This window comes from Lyngbya sp. CCY1209 (genome assembly GCF_055795065.1).
Genome location: NZ_JAYFER010000590.1, coordinates 1 through 17118, shown reverse-complemented (window position 1 = coordinate 17118; position 17118 = coordinate 1). Strand labels below are relative to the sequence as shown.

Annotated in this window: 17 protein-coding genes; 8 read left to right on the top strand and 9 right to left on the bottom strand. The window is 55.1% G+C overall.

Going from position 1 to position 17118, the window contains the following annotated elements; genetic code table 11:
* Positions 1–300: 300 nt before the first annotated feature.
* Positions 301–1155, bottom strand: a complete 855-nt coding sequence (aroF, locus tag AC0QHF_RS21730; protein WP_324706340.1) for a 3-deoxy-7-phosphoheptulonate synthase — start codon at positions 1153–1155, stop codon at positions 301–303.
* 184 nt (positions 1156–1339) lie between these two features.
* Complete coding sequence (locus tag AC0QHF_RS21725) at positions 1340–1645, bottom strand: hypothetical protein (protein WP_324706339.1); 306 nt, start codon at positions 1643–1645, stop codon at positions 1340–1342.
* 64 nt (positions 1646–1709) lie between these two features.
* Between AC0QHF_RS21725 and def the strand changes: the two genes are divergently transcribed.
* The 4 genes from def (at position 1710) to AC0QHF_RS21705 (ending at position 5308) form a co-directional block, all read left to right on the top strand.
* Positions 1710–2273 carry a peptide deformylase gene (gene def, locus AC0QHF_RS21720; protein ID WP_324706338.1) on the top strand — a complete coding sequence of 188 codons (564 nt, stop codon included), beginning with the start codon at positions 1710–1712 and terminating at the stop codon, positions 2271–2273.
* Between the two features lie 64 nt (positions 2274–2337).
* The gene (locus AC0QHF_RS21715) at positions 2338–2538 is read left to right on the top strand and encodes a hypothetical protein (protein WP_324706337.1); all 201 of its coding nucleotides are present in this window, start codon (positions 2338–2340) and stop codon (positions 2536–2538) included.
* Between the two features lie 1176 nt (positions 2539–3714).
* The gene (locus AC0QHF_RS21710; RefSeq protein ID WP_324706336.1) at positions 3715–4317 is read left to right on the top strand and encodes a fasciclin domain-containing protein; all 603 of its coding nucleotides are present in this window, start codon (positions 3715–3717) and stop codon (positions 4315–4317) included.
* 238 nt (positions 4318–4555) lie between these two features.
* A complete protein-coding gene (locus tag AC0QHF_RS21705; RefSeq protein ID WP_324706335.1) occupies positions 4556–5308 on the top strand; it encodes a ZIP family metal transporter in 753 nt (250 codons plus the stop codon).
* A gap of 10 nt (positions 5309–5318) precedes the next feature.
* Here the strand turns inward: AC0QHF_RS21705 and AC0QHF_RS21700 are convergent, their stop codons facing one another.
* From AC0QHF_RS21700 to AC0QHF_RS21670, 7 genes are all read right to left on the bottom strand, one after another.
* Positions 5319–6044 carry a hypothetical protein gene (locus AC0QHF_RS21700; RefSeq protein WP_324706334.1) on the bottom strand — a complete coding sequence of 242 codons (726 nt, stop codon included), beginning with the start codon at positions 6042–6044 and terminating at the stop codon, positions 5319–5321.
* Positions 6045–6046: 2 nt separating this feature from the next.
* Complete coding sequence (locus AC0QHF_RS21695; protein WP_324706333.1) at positions 6047–6721, bottom strand: actin-binding WH2 domain-containing protein; 675 nt, start codon at positions 6719–6721, stop codon at positions 6047–6049.
* A gap of 257 nt (positions 6722–6978) precedes the next feature.
* Positions 6979–7563 carry an ExbD/TolR family protein gene (locus AC0QHF_RS21690; RefSeq protein WP_324706332.1) on the bottom strand — a complete coding sequence of 195 codons (585 nt, stop codon included), beginning with the start codon at positions 7561–7563 and terminating at the stop codon, positions 6979–6981.
* A gap of 6 nt (positions 7564–7569) precedes the next feature.
* Positions 7570–8439, bottom strand: a complete 870-nt coding sequence (locus AC0QHF_RS21685) for a MotA/TolQ/ExbB proton channel family protein (RefSeq protein ID WP_324706331.1) — start codon at positions 8437–8439, stop codon at positions 7570–7572.
* 258 nt (positions 8440–8697) lie between these two features.
* Positions 8698–10167, bottom strand: coding sequence for a cobyric acid synthase CobQ (cobQ, locus tag AC0QHF_RS21680; RefSeq protein ID WP_324706330.1), 1470 nt, complete (start codon positions 10165–10167; stop codon positions 8698–8700).
* Positions 10168–10453: 286 nt separating this feature from the next.
* Positions 10454–10861, bottom strand: a complete 408-nt coding sequence (locus tag AC0QHF_RS21675; RefSeq protein ID WP_324706329.1) for an Npun_F0494 family protein — start codon at positions 10859–10861, stop codon at positions 10454–10456.
* Positions 10862–10895: 34 nt separating this feature from the next.
* Positions 10896–11147, bottom strand: coding sequence for a hypothetical protein (locus AC0QHF_RS21670; RefSeq protein ID WP_324706328.1), 252 nt, complete (start codon positions 11145–11147; stop codon positions 10896–10898).
* A gap of 197 nt (positions 11148–11344) precedes the next feature.
* Here AC0QHF_RS21670 and AC0QHF_RS21665 point away from each other — a divergent pair, with 197 nt between their 5' ends.
* The 4 genes from AC0QHF_RS21665 to AC0QHF_RS21650 all read left to right on the top strand — a co-directional run bounded on the left by AC0QHF_RS21665 (position 11345) and on the right by AC0QHF_RS21650 (position 16902).
* Positions 11345–11779, top strand: a complete 435-nt coding sequence (locus tag AC0QHF_RS21665; RefSeq protein ID WP_324706327.1) for a peroxiredoxin — start codon at positions 11345–11347, stop codon at positions 11777–11779.
* A gap of 176 nt (positions 11780–11955) precedes the next feature.
* A complete protein-coding gene (locus AC0QHF_RS21660; RefSeq protein WP_324706326.1) occupies positions 11956–14607 on the top strand; it encodes a C39 family peptidase in 2652 nt (883 codons plus the stop codon).
* Positions 14608–14713: 106 nt separating this feature from the next.
* Positions 14714–15910: an ATP-binding protein gene (locus AC0QHF_RS21655; RefSeq protein ID WP_324706325.1), complete on the top strand. Its 1197-nt coding sequence runs from the start codon at positions 14714–14716 to the stop codon at positions 15908–15910.
* Positions 15907–16902: a ParA family protein gene (locus AC0QHF_RS21650; protein WP_324706324.1), complete on the top strand. Its 996-nt coding sequence runs from the start codon at positions 15907–15909 to the stop codon at positions 16900–16902. Before AC0QHF_RS21655 ends, AC0QHF_RS21650 begins: the two co-directional genes overlap by 4 nt.
* The last annotated feature ends 216 nt before the right edge of the window (positions 16903–17118 follow it).

The window sequence follows — 17118 nt, the reverse complement described above, 5'->3', positions numbered from 1 at the left end:
CCTGCGGGCATGACGGCAAATTCTTGCTGCCGGGATATGAGGGGGATGTTTTGATTGAAGATCCAGTTAGATAGCACCATTCTCAACCCGACCCAATCACCCGCCTGGGAATCAATTCCCAGGCTAATAGCTCAAGTCGGTTGAAACCGACTGAAAACCTTATAATGACTTAATTTCAGTCCTCTTGAGAGGACTTTAGCTTTGAGGCGGGGAATTGATTCCCCGCTGGTTGTTGCGACTGAGAAAACCGCTGCAAACCAGGGTTAGATGAAAAAGCGCGATCGCCCCTTCCACTCCACCTCAAGCCGCCATCGCGTCCGGCGCCGCCACACCGGCAACCCGCCGCCCCACGGCATGAGCGATCGCCCGCAAGTCCTCCACCAACGCCACCATCTCATCCAAAGATAGCGCCTGCCGCGCATCGGAAACCGACTGTTCCGGTACGGGGTGGCACTCCACAATCAACCCGTCCGCACCGCAGGCGATCGCGGCCCGGGCCAGCGGCGCCACCAGTTCCCGCAACCCCACCGCGTGGGACGGATCGACGATCACCGGCAAATGGGTCAACTGTTTCAAAGCGGCCACCGCCCCCAGGTCCAACACATTCCGCGTGTAGGAGTCGAAACTGCGGATACCCCGTTCGCACAACACCACATTCGGGTTGCCGTGGCTGAGGACATACTCCGCCGCCATCACGAATTCTTCCAGAGTCGCCGCCAACCCCCGCTTCAGGATCGTCGGTTTTCCGGACCGTCCCACGGCTTTAAGTAACTCGAAATTCTGCATATTGCGGCTGCCGATTTGCAGCATATCCACATGGGCCGCGATCGCCTCCAGTTGGGGGATCGACATCACCTCCGTCACCACCGGCACCCCGTGGCGGCGTCGAATCCCGTCCAATATTTGAAGTCCCTCCAAGCCGAGGCCCTGGAAGGAGTAGGGGGAAGTCCGAGGTTTGAAGGCGCCGCCGCGCAGCAGTTGGACGGGGGCCGGGGCCAATTCCACAGCCACCCGTTCCATCTGTTCCGCACTTTCCACGCTGCAAGGGCCGGCGGCGATCAGCAACTCCGGCCCGCCGACCGCCACCCGGTCGGTGATTCGGACGCGGCTTTGGTGCTCGGGGTGAGATTTGGATGCGAGTTTGGCGTTTAACATGGGAGGTTCTCCTTAAATTTGTGATGGAATCGTCAAAAAAAAACCCGAAACCGTGGCGGGTTCCGGGGGGAGGCAAAAAACAGCGCGATCGCTCACCCGGAACCGATTCGGGCCCAAAAGTAAAAGCGATAAAACCAGACGGTGTTAGAAGTCATTGCGATGTTTTGCCTTTTTCAAAGTGTTGTCAAATCAATAAAAAAACCGCAGACCTGATGCTGCGGTTCACCTGAAGTTTCCATGCAGAGCTGGATTCACTCCAAGTGAACCATTCTAAACCAAAAATAAAAGTAATTTTGAGGTTGAGCAGACATGGGTCGGGTTCGGTTGTTCGATAGATTGCCTGAGTTATATCGACCCTAGCACACCTCCCCCCAAAAGTCAAGGAAAATTTATTGTCTTCCTCCGCTTCCTCCGCCTCCTCCGCCCCTCCGCCCCAATAAAACGGCCCCAGTCCCGGGGGGCGGATTTTCCCACCTTCGCGAGATGCCAAGATTTCGGGATCTCCATTAGAATCGAATATGAACGAGTGTTAACGAACAGCGAGTAACCATTCCATGACTTCTCAAGTTCTGGTTGAAAAGCAAAAGTTAGAAACGCCCCCCCTCGACATTCATTATCTGGGCGATCGCGTGCTGCGCCAGTCCGCCAAGCGCGTTTCCCGCGTCGATGATGACATCCGCAAGCTGGTGCGGGAGATGCTGCAAACCATGTACAGCGCGGACGGCATCGGGTTAGCCGCCCCCCAAGTTGGCATTCAGAAACAGGTGATCGTCATCGACTGCGAACCCGACAACGCCGCCAACCCCCCCCTGGTGCTGATCAACCCCAGCATCAAAAAGTCCGGCAGGGACATTTCCCCCTTCCAGGAAGGATGCCTCAGCATTCCCGGGGTTTACATGGACGTGACGCGGCCCGAAGTGGTGGAAGTGTCCTTCAAAGACGAAACCGGCCGTCCCCGCACCCTCAAGGCGACGGAGTTGCTGTCCCGGGCGATTCAACACGAAATCGATCACCTGCAGGGGGTGCTGTTCGTCGATCGCGTCGAAAATCAGTTAGCCCTCAATGAAGAATTGGCGAAATACAAGTTTTCTCCGAAAGCAGTCAAGCCGGTGAAATAGTTGGCAATTTGCCGTAGAGTGGATGACAAGAACAATTTAAATTCAGGTGGGGTAAAAGCTGATAATGGTAGGAACGCCAAAGAGTGGTCTGTTTTTGGGCGGATCGTGCATCGCCGCGATCGCTGCCGTGGGTTCGATCTTTGAACTCTCCTCCGGCGAACCGGAACTCGGAGGGACGATCACCGGAATTATTCTCGCCTTGAGTATTCCCTTATCGGTGTTGCTGTTTTTTGCCGCCGTTCAGGACGCCCGCGCCAATCAGTAGCCGGGAATTTTCGCTCGAATTCGAGTTGAGATTGGGGGGCAAGTTTTGTCCCCCATCAGTTTTTAAGAATCGGATTTTTTGGAAATTGTGCGATCGATTGAGACGTGAAAAATCCCCCATTATCCCCCTTAAATCCCCCTCCCGTCCCCCTTAGTAAAGGGGAAGCCAAAGGATGCTTCGCTTTTATTTATACGGGGACTTTGATTGAAATTTGTGTAGGGTGCGTTCCCACTCGCCCATTATCGGTTAAATCGGTCGATGATATGGGAACGCACCGGACAATTTACATCAGTACGCGATCGCGATAATGGCGATCGCTTCTATCTATCCAAGGCGATCGCATATCTGTAATTTCCGACAAACCGCTTGGGAATTGATTCCCGAGGGCGCAAGCCTTGCGCCCCTACTGGCGAAAATCCTCTTGAGAGGATTGTCTTTCAATTGGCGATCAATTATGAAAGGTTAGACAGCGTTTCCCGGGCTGGCGAGGTACGATTCCGGGTTCAAAGTCCCCCTTATTAAGGGGGATTTAGGGGGATCGAATCCCGGGCTGGCGAGGTACGATTCCGGGTTCAAAGTCCCCCTTATTAAGGGGGATTTAGGGGGATCGAATCCCCGGTTTGCGAGGGACGATTTTGGGGTCAAAGTCCCCCTTATTAAGGGGGATTTAGGGGGATCGAATCCCCGGTTTGCGAGGGACGATTCTGGGCTCAAAGTCCCCCTTATTAAGGGGGATTTAGGGGGATCGAATCCCGGGCTGGCGAGGGACGATTCTGGGCTCAAAGTCCCCCTTATTAAGGGGGATTTAGGGGGATCGAATCCCCGGTTTGCGAGGTACGATTCTGGGCTCAAAGTCCCCCTTATTAAGGGGGATTTAGGGGGATCGAATCCCCGGTTTGCGAGGGACGATTCCGAGTTCAAAGTCCCCCTTATTAAGGGGGATTTAGGGGGATCGAACCGTATCGCAGCAGATAGGCAACTGCTATATATAACCGCGTGAAATCATTCGCGAACACAAATTGCAACGGTCAAAGCCCCCAGAATTGGGGGTTTGGGGGGCGGAACAATTACAAATGGTTTCTGACAGCCAGATTGGCAGAGTTGACTTGACAAACCGGGAAGTTTAACTATGATTGAGGGTGATTCGATTTGAATCTATACCCAGGAGTTAGGAACATGAAAAACCGCGATCGCGCCAAAAACCTCCCGAAAACTGTTCTTTCGGTCGGGATGGGAATGCTTCTGAGTCTGTCGGCCGGATCGGTTGCCGCGATCGCCGCAACTTCCCCCCAATTGGAACGCAGCCAGACATCCGAATCGGCGACAGAAACGGCACAATTTCCCTCGGATATTCTCAATGAAGCCGTCGGGAAAGGTATCGTCGGAATCATCCTGTCCGACGATCGCTTCACCACCCTGGCGACCATTTTGCGGGTGACGGGATTACTCGAAGTCCTGCAACAAGAGGGACCGTTTACCATCTTCGCCCCCACGGACGAAGCCTTCGCCAACCTTCCGGAAACCGTGTTAGAAAATCTCATGAAGGCGGAAAGTCTCGAAGAATTGACGAACCTGCTGAAATATCACGTCGTCCCCGGCATCGTCACCTCGGAAGAGTTGCAGTCCGGCGAAGTGATGACAGCCGAAGGAACCCCCGTCAACGTCGATGTCGGTTCCGATGCGGTGATGGTTCAGGATGCGACGGTGATCGACTCCGATATCAAAGCGGAAAATGGCGTGATTCACGTCATCGATAAAGTCATGGTTTTGCCAGACTAATATCAAGTCCGTTTGAATACTGACACTTAACGTCGAGAAAAGGCAATCGGCAAGAGGCAATCGGCAAAAGTTTGAAGCCGCTGCAGAAGATGGCACCGAGGAATCATAACTGTTTAAGCGGACATGATCTAAAATCCCAAGGTCATCCGAAAGGAAGATGCCATCTCGCCGCCCGTCTGCGACTTTGAAATCGGGTGAATCCGGCGGATTCATCCGAAATTGAAAATTAATTGCGATTATGGAGACCCAACTGTTTCTGACGATGATGACGGCGGCCATCATCACGATGCTGGCGACGGGGTTGGGGGCCGTCCCCTTTTATTTCGTCCCCAAACTGTCGCCAAAATGGTCGCGGCGGGGGTACGCTTTGGCCGGCGGCGTGATGCTGTCGGCTTCGGTTTTCGACCTGATTTTTCCGGCGATCCGGCGGAGTGGCTACCCGCCGGCACTGATCGGGTTGCTGCTGGGAACCCTGTTTTTTATCGCCAGCGAATATCTGATGAGCGACCAAGAATTTCAGATCGGCGACATCCGCGGCCGTTCGGCCCGCCGCATCCTGTTGGTTTTGGGGACCCTGTTCATCCACAGTTTCCCGGAGGGGATGGCAGTCGGGGTGGGCTACGGTGCCGAGGGGAGCGGAACCGAACAGTTGGGGTTGTTGCTGGCGATCGCGATTTCCCTGCAAAACATCCCCGAGGGGCTGGCCGTCGCCCTGCCCTTGAGGGCCGAGGGCGTCTCCGTCAACCGCTGCGTCCTGTTCGCGATCGCCTCTAGTCTGCCCCAACCCCTCGCCGCCGCACCCGCCTTCTTCGCGGTGACACTCTTCCAACAACTCCTCCCCTACGCCCTCACGTTTGCCGCCGGGGCGATGGGATTTTTGGTGTTTACGGAACTGATTCCGGAGGGAATTTGCGGCGGCGATCGCACCGAAATCGGCAGCGCGATCGCCTTCGGTTTTTTGCTGATGATGGCCCTGCACCTGTGGTTTTGACCCCCCCAACTCACGGATTTCGCTTCAACTTGCGGACTTCCTGGTGGACGCTCATCCCGATTTCCAGGGCATCATTTAACAGTTGTCCGTACTCATTCGCCCGGTCGGTTCCGTCCACCGCCATCAGTGCGGACAGGTTATTTTCCAAATCCGAAAATAATTCATATCCTCGGCCTTGATTTTCCCTCAAAATCCGTTCCGAACTCAAACCGCAGACCAAACTTTCCCGCGTCAATTCCAAGGTTTTGAGCACCTCCCCCTGGCTGACGCTTTGCGAGGGCCTCTTTCCGGAAGAGGCGAGGCGATCGCGGATTTCGATCGCCTGGATAACGCGGTTGTATTTGTCCACATCGTCCAACAGCCGGATCAGCACCGACAGCGGTTGAACTTGCCACCAAACCCAGAAATTGACGGCGATCGTCAGGAGGACGGAGATCCCCACCGCCAGCCACAAGATCAAGTCGGTGGTTGCGGAAGCGGCGGGGGAGATTTGGCGATCGCGCACCAGCACCAGAGCGAGGGGAAGGGAAACGATCGCCGTCATCAGGAATGCGATCGCCTCCGCCGTCAGCAGGGAAAAAAGCCGCCCGCGATCGTGCCAAATTCGACCCGAAATCACGCCTCGAACCGTGGTATTTTGACACAAGCCCCCGGCGAGACTATCCTCGAAATCGATACCCGTCAGCTCTCCCAATTCACCTTTAGAAAGCCTCAAACGGCTCAGATCTGACTCCATTTTTATTGAAACAGTTCGCCAATGGACTGAAACACATTCAAGTAAAAATTACTATCCTGTTCCCGAAAAATTTGAAACGGTTCGCCGGGGGCGCCAAAAAACGGCCGCAGCGTCCATCCCAGTTGACTGCCTACAAAGGCGTATAATATCAGCCACAACTGGACGATATTGAGCCGAATTTTTGCCCCTTCGCTATCCTCCTCTGTCATGAACTTCATGCCTTCGTAGAAAAACTTGATTCCCAAAATTCCGGTGATCGCAAAAATGCCGACATTCAGGATTTTAAAAAATTGATAATCGTTGGTACTCAACATAAAAAATAGGGCGACGGGGGCGAAACCCAGTTGCAAGACGCTAATTTCCGCCATCGCCGCCATCAGCAGCGCCAGATATTGTTTGAACGTCTGTTTCGACCCAAACATGACGTTAAAAAAATACAGGGTCGGAAAGCAAATAATCAGCGTCAATAAATATAAAGCCGGCAACTTTATCGCCGACAAAATCGCCTGTAGCGGGCCGCTGGAAGCCCCGATAATGACCCCGTAGATAGCAAAAAAGGCGGTGCTGGAAACCAGCAATCCCAGCAACTTGGAATTCAAACGTTTGCCCTGACGGATCTCTTCCAAAAACTGCTGTCGCTCCCGCAACAACGTCATGACTGTTGCAAAATAATTCATAGACTCTCCTGGCGATCGCAAAACTTAATCTTTGCTCCGTCAATGACCCGGGGACACCGACGAGGGACAATCCATTCCCAAATGGTCGAACTTGAGCCCATTATATTCGCGCTCTAATTCAACTGCCAATATTGGACAATTAAGAAATTATTATAATTTTCGGAAGGGGTGCGATCGCCCTGGTAGTCCAGTCATTTTCGGGGCAAAAACCGGCAAAAAAACCGGCTTCAGAAGCGAAGCCCGGTTCTTTCTCATTGCTAATTTGCACCCTCCGGAAATGCCGGAGTGGTGGGGGAATCGGTGGAACCTGGCCCCGGGAGCAGGGGACTTTCCGGTTGCAGTTCGTCGAGGAAGGGATTGGGGGGTTCCGTCACCTCGCCGCCCGGGGCGGTGGGGGTCAGCAAATTCTCCGATCCGGGCTGGGCTGGGGGTTCGGCCGAACTCGGCAGCGTTGCCAGAGCCACGCGATCGCCCCCGATCGCCCGCAATTCGTCCAAAACCTGCACGACATCGTTGTAGCGGGCATCTTTGGGGGCGTAGAGCACCACCAAACCGCTGGGGTTCCAGCGCAAAAATCGCTGCAACGCCCGCTGCATCTGCAGGGAATTCACCCGCTGCTGGTCGATGTAGGTATCCCCGGCCGCATCGACCCCCACGATCAACATCTTCTGCATCTGGGTTTCCCCCGTCCCCGCCCGGGGCAAGTCCACGTTGATCGCCTGCTGGCGGGTCAACTGCAGGGCCGCCAAAATAAAGAACGTCAAAATACAGAAAACCACATCGATCAGGGGCAGCAGCTCGATCCGCCCCTCGTCGGTGCCAGAATCTACATTCAGTTTCATAGCTTATTATTCCCGCGTTTCTTTTTTATCTTCTTCTTCTTCGGACCACTGAGAATCCCCGGGGGGCGGAGGTGGAATCAAGGGATTTCGATGGTTGGAAGACTCATCTCGAAGTGACATGAGGGGGGTGTCCTCGTCCTCCTCCTCCTCCAGCGGCACCCGAATCAAAGGATAGTCCCCCTCCGCCTCTTCCGACGCTTCCGGGGCGGCTTCCTCCTCCGCTTCCCCCGGCAGTTGCATCTGAGCCTTCACCTGGGGCCAATCCTGGCGGTAGAGCAATTCCAATTGATTGCCCGCCTTGCGGAACACTTTCACCTGGCTGAACGAAAACCCTTGAAACAGGCGGTAAAATGCCAAACTGACGATCGCCACGATCAGGCCCGTCGCCGTGCTGATCAGCGCTTCGCCGATCCCCAACGTCACGTCCGCGGCCGACGAGGTACCGATATCTCCGAGGCGGATGGAACCGAGGGAGTTGATCAGGCCCAAAACCGTTCCCAACAACCCCAACATCGGGGCCAGGGCGATCACCGCCTCCAGGATTTTATCCCCCCGCCGCATGGCGACCAACTCATCCTCCGCCGCCGATTCCAGGGCGAGGCTGAACAGTTCCGGGTCCGGAGTCGCCAGCCGCAGGGGGGCGTAAAAAAACCGTCCCATCGGGCGATTGTTGGTTTGCTTGGCGATCTGATACGCCATGCCCCACTGTCCCCGGCGGGCCGCGTCGATCGCCCGATTGGCGATCTTCTGTTCCCGGGTCAGGGTATTTCCCCAAAACCACAGCCGTTCGATAATGGTGCTGATCGATAAAATCGACAGCACCAGCAGGGGCCACATCGCGGGGCCGCCCTTCGCAAAAATTTCTTGAACATCCATGTAGTTTCTCGTCCTCCAGATCTGCCAGACCCCAAAATTGTTAACAAAAGTTTTCGATCAACGAAAGCAATCTCAATTTTAATCGCGTCGGGACAACTAACAAGGGAGAGAATCAATTGATAATTGATCGTTGATATCGCAAGTCTCGCGATCGCGCATTTACAGTTCTGTTAGCCTGGGGCCGGCTGCGCCCTACACCCTACACCCTACACCCGCGCGCCGCGCTAGAATTATCAATTCTGCCCAACACCTGAGACCCTAATTCTCCAGGATAGTATCGATATCCAGATATTCTTCCACCGTATCGGCCAGAGTGTCGAGGAGGAGGTCGCGCTGGTCGCGGTAGTTGGGAATTCCCGTCGGCAGGGTTCCCAGGCCCCGAGGTTTTCGCAGGTGATTCAGCCAGCCGCGCCGCCAGGGGCTGTTGTCGAAGATCCCGTGCAGGTAGTGGCCCCAGACGGATTGCTGCAGGTTCACCACCCCTAAACTGGAGTCGTCGAACAGGGGCAATACTTCCTGTTTGCTAAAGATTTGGGTGCGGCCCTGGTGGATTTCGTAGCCTTCGACGGGGAAGCCCATTTGGGGAGAGTTGGACGTGACCAGGCGCTGGCGGGAGATTTTCTGGGAGGTGATCACGGTTTTGATGGGCAGCAGGCCCAGTCCCTTGAATTCCCCCCGCTGACCTTCGATGCCGTAGGGGTCGGAGACTTCTTGTCCCAACATCTGGTATCCCCCGCAGATGCCCATCACCTGCCCCCCGGCTTCGACGTACTGTTGAATTTGGGTCGCCATGCCGCTCTGTTGGAGGATCTGGAGGTCGGCGATGGTGGTTTTGGAACCCGGGAGGATCACGGCGTCGGGGTGTCCGAGGGGTTCCCCCGGATCGACGTAGCGGATTCTGACGGTGGATTCGGCGTCGAGGGGGTCGAAGTCGGTGAAGTTGGAAATGCGGGGAATTCGCACGATCGCGATCGTGATCTCGGCGTCCGGGGAACCGGAACGGCGGTCGAGGAGGCTGAGGGAATCTTCGGCGGGGAGACCGAAATCGACCCAGGGGATCACCCCCACCACGGGGATGCCGGTGTATTCCTCCAGCCATTGTATCCCGGAATCGAGCAGCGATCGCTGCCCCCGAAATTTATTAATCACGATGCCCTTGATCAGGGCCCGTTCTTCCGGTTCGAGCAGTTGCAGGGTGCCGACGACGTGGGCGAAGACCCCGCCCCGGTCGATATCCGCCACCAGCAGGGTGGTGGCGTTCAGATATTGGGCCACCCTCATGTTGGTGAGATCCCGGTGTTTGAGGTTGATTTCGGCGGGGCTCCCGGCCCCCTCGCAGACGATCGCCTCGAATTCCCCTTGCAGGTAGTCCAGGCATTTGGTGATGGTTTTCCACCCCGTCTCGAAGAATTTCTCGTAATATTCGGAAGCGTCGAGGGTGCCGACGGGTTTGCCCTTGAGGATCACCTGGGAGGTCATGTTCCCCTGGGGCTTGAGCAAAATCGGATTCATCAACGCCGAGGGCGTCAGGCCCGCCGCCCAAGACTGGACGGCCTGGGCGTAACCCATTTCCGCCCCGCTGGGGGTGACGTAGGAGTTCAACGCCATATTTTGTCCTTTAAACGGAACCACCCGCAGATTTCGACGCCGTAAAATTCGGCACAGGGCCGTGGCCAGCATCGATTTCCCGGCGTGGGACGTGGTTCCGACCACCATGATTGCTTTCATTGTGAATTGGGGTGTAGGGGGTAGGGTGTAGGCGGGGAGAGCGGGGAGAGCGGAGGGGGCGGGGGGGGCGGAGGGAGCCGAGGGAGCGGGGGGAGTGGGGGAAGTTCAGAAACGGGTGGAACATCTGCACCGCTTGGGAATCAATTCCCAAGCTAACAGCGAAAATCATCTGAAGATGATTGGGGAATTTGGGGAGTTCAAAAACTGGATTTTGATATAAACTTGCCCCCCCTGCTTCCTGGAGCCTCCCCCGCTCCCTCCGCTTGACCGTTGCCCCCCTTCCCCTTCAAAGTGGCGATCGCAATCTGCGGTTGAGGGCGTCGGCGAGACGATCGCCCCAGGAGGGGGAATCGCTCTCGATATCGCGATCGGCCAGTTGGTTCACCACCTGCCGGCCCAGGGGCGTGAGCCGAAAGCTGTCGGTGATCCCCTGTCCGTCCACTTCTCGCCGGAGTACCCCGACTCGGATCAGCCACAGGAGGGCATCTTCGGCCCCCAATTCCGACAGGGGCGATCGCGTATATCCCAACTCTACACCCCGACGTCCGGCGATGGCGCCGAGTTTCACGCTCTCATCGATAGTGTCGGTCAACAATTTCAGTCGAAACGGGGAACACCGGATCGCCCGTCGGGCTCGTGCGATCGTCGTCTGAGAATACTGCATCGATTGTATCAAGGAAGGTTGGACGGTCATGGAAATCGAAATTTTTCCATATTATTATCGATTGTCAGCCTCCTTCGCCAATCCCGAAAAATTGCTGCCGGTACAGAATCGCTTCCCCATATTCGGGAATCCAGGCGACCCACTCTCCTTGGGTCCGTTCGCACAATAGCAGCGCCTCTTCCGGGGCCAGGGGGTCGGGACTTTCCGTCAGGTACACCCAAACGGGGACGCTGACTTCCGAGGCGGAACCCAATCCAATCAGGGGGGGGAAATTCGGTTCCAGACCCGTTTCCGTGATTTTGAGGTTGAGTTTCATGCCCGCCGCTCCCAAGCGCCCGCCGTTCGGGACTGCAAATTTTAAAAATAATTTCTGTATTCAGCGTTACACAATCGCGCCCTGACCGCCAAGAGCGATTGATAATTATTAATTATTAATTATCGATCGCAAAATATCTTAAGATAACTTAATAAAGCAAACTCGTATTCAATCCGTTTTCAGGAGGAGACTCATCGATGGCTTTATCCGTCGGCACCCAAGCCCCCGCATTCACCACCAAAGACACCGATGGGAACACGGTTTCCCTGTCCGACTTCGCCGGCAAAACGGTAGTCCTGTACTTCTACCCCAAGGACGACACCCCGGGCTGCACCAAAGAAGCGGAGAGTTTCCGGGACAACTACGAAGACTACAAGAACCGCGACATGGTAGTTCTCGGCGTCAGCATGGATGACGAAGCCTCCCACAAACTGTTTGCCGAGAAATACGGCTTGCCCTTCCAACTGCTGGCGGACGTGGACGGTTCCATCACCAAAGCCTACGACGTGGACGGCGGCGGCTACGCCAAGCGCGTCACCTACATCATCAACGGGGAAGGAACCATCGATTACGTTGACGACAAAGTGAACACCGGCACCCACGCCCAGGATATCTTGTCGAAAGTCGGTTAGTCAATTTTTGGAAATCTAAAAATCATCCGTTTTCAGTGCCGCGCCGCCCGTAGAGTTTTCTGGGGGCGGCTTTGTTTGTGTCCGACTGAGCTATCCTAGCGAGTGTGCGTCTGCCAGACGGAATAACTGCCGTATTTGACCCCCCAAGGCTCTCACCCCTACGGTTTTTGAGGAACATGAGTGAAACGATCCTGACCTATCTCGGCCCGAGCGATATTATCGTCAATCAACCCGTCGTATTGATCGGAGCTTACGACCCCCGAAAAATTGAAACCATTTCCGTCCTCGCCGAAGATCAATATCCATTAGAAACCACGCTGAGTCCGCGATCGCAAATTTGGTCTGTCAGCCTCGATGGCGGCTTCAATACGGCCGGAAAGCGGTGGCTGCGAGTGCGGGGAAAAGATGGGCGGGATCGGACGGTCGGGGAAGCGATCGTTGACCTGAGCGTGGGGACGGTGGGGACGAATGTCGGCACCTCCACGCGGTTGTTAATTCTCAAAGAAACGCCCTTCAAGGCGCGGCCGATCGCCTCAGACCGCTTGAGTTCCGATCGCCGACAAACCCTGAATGCCGGGGAAATATTGGCCGTCGATCGCTGCGAATTGCAGGGGGATCACCTCTACGTGGAACTCGGGGACGCGATCGCCAACGTGGGGCGATCGGGCTATTTTTATAAAGAACATATATTGCTCGTCCGGGGGTCCCGGGTGGTCTGGTTCGACCCGGAAGATCTCCCCGCGAGTCCGCCGGGAACCAAACTGATTTGGGTGACGGAAGATACCCCCATCAAACCCAAACCCGAAGACACATCCCAACTTCCCGACACCGGCATCCCAACCCTGAGTCGGGGCGCCACTTACCTCGCCCTGGGTTACGCCTGCCTCGCGGACCACTTCCGCGTCACCCTCCGCGAAGAGCTCCCCGGTTACGGACGCTGTGGCTACCTCTACCGCCACCACGTTCGGCTGTTTCAGAGCGATCGCGAAATCCCCTTCGACGGCGACGCCATAACCCTCACCGTCGTCAACACCACCCCCTTCAAGAAAAAGCCCCTGGACTCGGCTTATTTGCCCGAAGACCAACAGATTTACCTCCCGGCCGGGATGATCTACGGCGTCGGGAGTTACACCACCGAAGACGGACATTTAAAAGTGGCTTTAACCGAAAATTTCCCCGGTTTCGGCAATACCGGCTATTTTTACCCCGATTTCGTCCGACTCAACCGCGGCGGCGTCCCCTTTTCCCCCACCCCCGCCCTCACCTACGACGGCCCGCCGGAAGTGTTGGTGAATCAACCCGTCGTCCTCAAGGGCCGCTACGACGCCAAAAAGGCGATCGCGGTGTCCCTGGAGGCCGAAGACCGCCATCCCCTGGACGTGATGTTAAACAAGGCGGCGGGAACCTGGACCGTCAACCTGGAGGCGGGATTCAGCGAACCGGGTTATCGCTGGCTGCGACTGAAGGCTACCGACGCCCGCGGCCAGACCGTCGGCAGTCAAATTATCAATATCACCGTTAGCGAAAATCCCATGACCGTGGGGCGATCGCTGCAACTCGATATTATTGAAGATACCCTCTTCAAAGTCTCCCCCCTGGATTCGACGTTCCTCAACCCCCAGCAAAAAATCGCCCTGGCGGCGGGTCAAACCTTCAACGTCCTCAAATACGGCCTGGTGGACGGCCATTTGAAAGTGTTGTTGGAAAACGGCATCCCCCCCGTCGGTTCCTTCGGCTATTTGTATGAAGGCCACGTCCGCCTCCGCAAGGGAACCACCACCCTCGCCTTCGACCCGGAAGACGTGCCCGACACCCACATCAACGCCCAAATGTTGGTGACGACCACCACCAAAATTAAGGCCAAACCGGTGGATTCTGCCAGTCTAGACCCCCACCAGTTCGCCGAATTGTTGCTGGGACAGACCTTCGCCATCAAAGGCTACGCCTCCACCCGGGGCCATTTTCGCATCACCCTGGACAAATCTATCCCCGGTTTCGGGAATGTGGGGTACGTCTATTGGCAGCACGTCCGGCTATTGCGGTCCGGGGAAGCGATCGCCTACGACCCCGACGCCATCACCATGACGGTGGGACAGACAACGGTATTGAAAAAACACCCCGTCGATGCCGACGACCTCGGCAAGCGGGAAAAAGTCACCCTCCCCGGTGGCCGGGTTTACGGCGTCAGCAGCTACGGCGTGGACGAGACCCACGTCCGGGTGGCCCTCACCGAGGAACTGCCCGACTTCGGCAATACGGGCTACGTCTTCCCCAAATTCGTGCAGTTTCAGCGGGGGGGCCGCCGCTTCGACCCGATTCCGCCCCAGGTGGAATTGAACGTCCCCTATTTCTCCCAGCGGGACAATCCCCGGTTTTACTGGTCCACCTGCAACGTCACCTCCATCGCCATGGTGCTGTATTACTATGGATTGCGATCGCAGTGGGGCGGACAGTTGGAGGACGAACTGTTGCAGTGGTGTTTCAACTACGCCGGACAGGGGTCCCAGACTGATCACAGCGTCCTGTCGGCGATGATCCGGGCCTACGGTTTCAAAAGCAGTTTCAGTACCACCCGCCGCTGGTCCGGAGTTCGCAGCGAGTTGCTGAATAATCGCCCGGTGGTGTTGGGGGCGGACACGACGCCTTCGGGACACATTCTCACCATCATCGGCTATAACCGCTACGGCTACATCGTCAACGACCCCTGGGGGGATGCCTACACGGGTTACGCCAACACGGAGGGGCGCCGCATCGTCTATTCTTACGGCTATTTGGATCGGGTGGCTGGACCTGACGGCAATGTGTGGGCCCATTTTATCGAGCCGTAAAGGGGTTGAGAAAACTGGGCTGTGTCTGCCGGGTTGGTGCGATCGACCCGGTGTTTGACTGTGTTAAAATGTGGATTTAAATTGGGTCGTTTTGAGCCGAAGCTGAATGAGTATGGACGATGGCGAATTAGAACAACTGTTCAGAGATTTGGAGTCCGATCGGGTGGAGCGCAAGGCATCGGATTCCGATCGCAATAAAATTCGTCAGGCGATCTGTGCTTTTGCAAATGACTTGCCCAACCATCGCCAACCGGGGGTTATTTTTGTCGGGGTCAATGATGACGGTTCCTGTGCCGACTTGACCATCACCGATGACCTATTGCTGCGACTGGCCGATATGCGTTCGGACGGAAACATTTTGCCATTTCCCGTTTTGACAGTTAGTCAAAAAGCGATCGATAACTGTGAAGTTGTGGCGATCGTTGTGGAACCTTCCGACGCGCCGCCAGTTCGATTTAACGGACGGACATGGATTCGGGTCGGCCCCCGTCGGGCGACTGCAACGCCGGAAGAAGAACGCCGATTAAATGAAAAGCGGCGGGCCGGAGATCTACCCTTCGATCTTCGACCGTTTCCCTCCGCCACAATTACCGATCTCAATTTGGAGTTTTTTCAACAATCCTATTTGCCATTCGTCTTGGCTCCCGAAGTGTTAGAAGAAAACCGGCGATCGCTCACCCAGCAATTGGCATCCGTTCGTTTTACCACCCCCGAACCCGATTTATACCCGACGGTTTTGGGAATTCTTGTGGTCGGGACAGACCCGAAACAATTTGTCCCCGGAAACTACGTTCAATTCCTCAGAATTGAAGGGACAGAATTGGGCGATCCGATCAAGGATCAAAAAGAGATTGACGGGTCGATATGGGATATTTTGCGACAGCTCGATGAAGTTTTAAGAATTAATATTTCAGTGGCCACAGATATTACCGGTGATGCGGTTGAAATGCAACAACCGGACTACCCGATCGAAGCCCTGCGTCAGTTTGCCCGAAATGCGGTCATGCACCGTTCTTATGAACAAACCAATGCACCTGTCAAAATTTATTGGTTTAGCGATCGCATCGAGATTCAAAATCCGGGGGGATTGTTCGGACAAGTCAACCGAGAAAATTTTGGGCGGGGTGCGACGGATTATCGCAATCCTCACCTGGCAGAGGTGATGAAAAATCTGGGCTATGTGCAACGTTTTGGTTACGGCATTCCGACTGCCAAACGAGCATTGGAGAGAAATGGCAATCCACCCCCGGAGTTTTTGTTAGATGACACCTACACGACAGTTATTGTTCGGAGGTTCTCATGAGTCCGCCAATCATTGCCTTTTTTAACAATAAGGGAGGAGTCGGAAAAACTTCCTTAGTCTATCATTTGGCGTGGATGTATCGGGATTTGGGATTGACGGTTTTGGCCGCAGATTTTGACCCCCAAGCCAACTTGACTTCCGCCTTTTTGGATGAAGAACGGTTAGAAGAAATTTGGGATATCAATCAGGCTAATACTGTATTTCGCTGTTTTCAACCGCTGATCCGAGGCATTGGTGATTTAGCCGATCCGGTGGTTGAGGAAATCGAGGAGGGATTGTCACTGCTCAACGGGGATTTGCAGCTTTCGGGTTTCGAGGATGATTTATCGTCGGAATGGCCCGGTTGTCTGGATCGAAAAGAGCGATCGTTTCGGGTGATTTCGGCATTTTGGAGGTTGTTACAAAAGGCATCATCTCAACTGCGATCTGATGTCATTTTGGTCGATTTGGGTCCCAATTTGGGAGCCATCAATCGTTCTGCGTTAATTGCTGCGGACTATGTGGTTGTTCCTTTATCGCCGGACTTATTTTCCCTGCAAGGCTTGAAAAATTTGGGGCCAACTTTACGTCGCTGGGGTGACGAATGGAACGAGAGACTGAATAAAAATCCGGCGCATGATTTGCAGCTTCCCCTCGGAAAAATGCGACCGATCGGCTACGTTATTTTGCAGCACGCCGTCCGTTTAGATCGTCCGGGAAAAGCCTTTCAGCGATGGATTACACGCATCCCGAAGACTTATCATGAGGAAGTTTTGGGACAAGATATTTATCAAGAAATTCACATCAAAAACGATGAGAGTTGTCTGGCGTTATTGAAAAATTATCAGAGCTTAATGCCGATGGCTCAAGAAGCACGTAAACCGATGTTTCATCTGAAACCAGCCGATGGTGCGATCGGTGCCCACGTCTCTGCCGTCCGGAGCGTCGATTCAGATTTCAAGCAGCTTGCCCACAAAATTGCTCAATCCATCTCCCTTCAATTGCCGCGATAATGGGATGGCTCCGATGAGTTCATCCGCCTTCAAATGAATTTCAAAGCTCATCGCAAAAGTCCACGCAAGCGTGGACTCGGTTAGGGCAATTGTGTCCTCACCGCCTTGGCGGTTGCTATACAGCAGTTGGCTCTGCTATGCGGTACATTTTGATCCCCCATTATCCCCCTTCGATCCCCCCCCAGCCCCCATCCCCCCCAGCCCCCATCCCCCCCA

What these genes read in the sequence shown, in the direction of transcription:
- aroF (WP_324706340.1), bottom strand. Translation starts at nt 1,155, where the DNA reads ATGTTAAACGCCAAACTCGCATCCAAATCTCACCCCGAGCACCAAAGC.
- def (WP_324706338.1), top strand. Translation starts at nt 1,710, where the DNA reads ATGACTTCTCAAGTTCTGGTTGAAAAGCAAAAGTTAGAAACGCCCCCC.
- AC0QHF_RS21715 (WP_324706337.1), top strand. Translation starts at nt 2,338, where the DNA reads ATGGTAGGAACGCCAAAGAGTGGTCTGTTTTTGGGCGGATCGTGCATC.
- AC0QHF_RS21710 (WP_324706336.1), top strand. Translation starts at nt 3,715, where the DNA reads ATGAAAAACCGCGATCGCGCCAAAAACCTCCCGAAAACTGTTCTTTCG.
- AC0QHF_RS21705 (WP_324706335.1), top strand. Translation starts at nt 4,556, where the DNA reads ATGGAGACCCAACTGTTTCTGACGATGATGACGGCGGCCATCATCACG.
- AC0QHF_RS21700 (WP_324706334.1), bottom strand. Translation starts at nt 6,044, where the DNA reads ATGGAGTCAGATCTGAGCCGTTTGAGGCTTTCTAAAGGTGAATTGGGA.
- AC0QHF_RS21695 (WP_324706333.1), bottom strand. Translation starts at nt 6,721, where the DNA reads ATGAATTATTTTGCAACAGTCATGACGTTGTTGCGGGAGCGACAGCAG.
- AC0QHF_RS21690 (WP_324706332.1), bottom strand. Translation starts at nt 7,563, where the DNA reads ATGAAACTGAATGTAGATTCTGGCACCGACGAGGGGCGGATCGAGCTG.
- AC0QHF_RS21685 (WP_324706331.1), bottom strand. Translation starts at nt 8,439, where the DNA reads ATGGATGTTCAAGAAATTTTTGCGAAGGGCGGCCCCGCGATGTGGCCC.
- cobQ (WP_324706330.1), bottom strand. Translation starts at nt 10,167, where the DNA reads ATGAAAGCAATCATGGTGGTCGGAACCACGTCCCACGCCGGGAAATCG.
- AC0QHF_RS21675 (WP_324706329.1), bottom strand. Translation starts at nt 10,861, where the DNA reads ATGACCGTCCAACCTTCCTTGATACAATCGATGCAGTATTCTCAGACG.
- AC0QHF_RS21670 (WP_324706328.1), bottom strand. Translation starts at nt 11,147, where the DNA reads ATGAAACTCAACCTCAAAATCACGGAAACGGGTCTGGAACCGAATTTC.
- AC0QHF_RS21665 (WP_324706327.1), top strand. Translation starts at nt 11,345, where the DNA reads ATGGCTTTATCCGTCGGCACCCAAGCCCCCGCATTCACCACCAAAGAC.
- AC0QHF_RS21660 (WP_324706326.1), top strand. Translation starts at nt 11,956, where the DNA reads ATGAGTGAAACGATCCTGACCTATCTCGGCCCGAGCGATATTATCGTC.
- AC0QHF_RS21655 (WP_324706325.1), top strand. Translation starts at nt 14,714, where the DNA reads ATGAGTATGGACGATGGCGAATTAGAACAACTGTTCAGAGATTTGGAG.
- AC0QHF_RS21650 (WP_324706324.1), top strand. Translation starts at nt 15,907, where the DNA reads ATGAGTCCGCCAATCATTGCCTTTTTTAACAATAAGGGAGGAGTCGGA.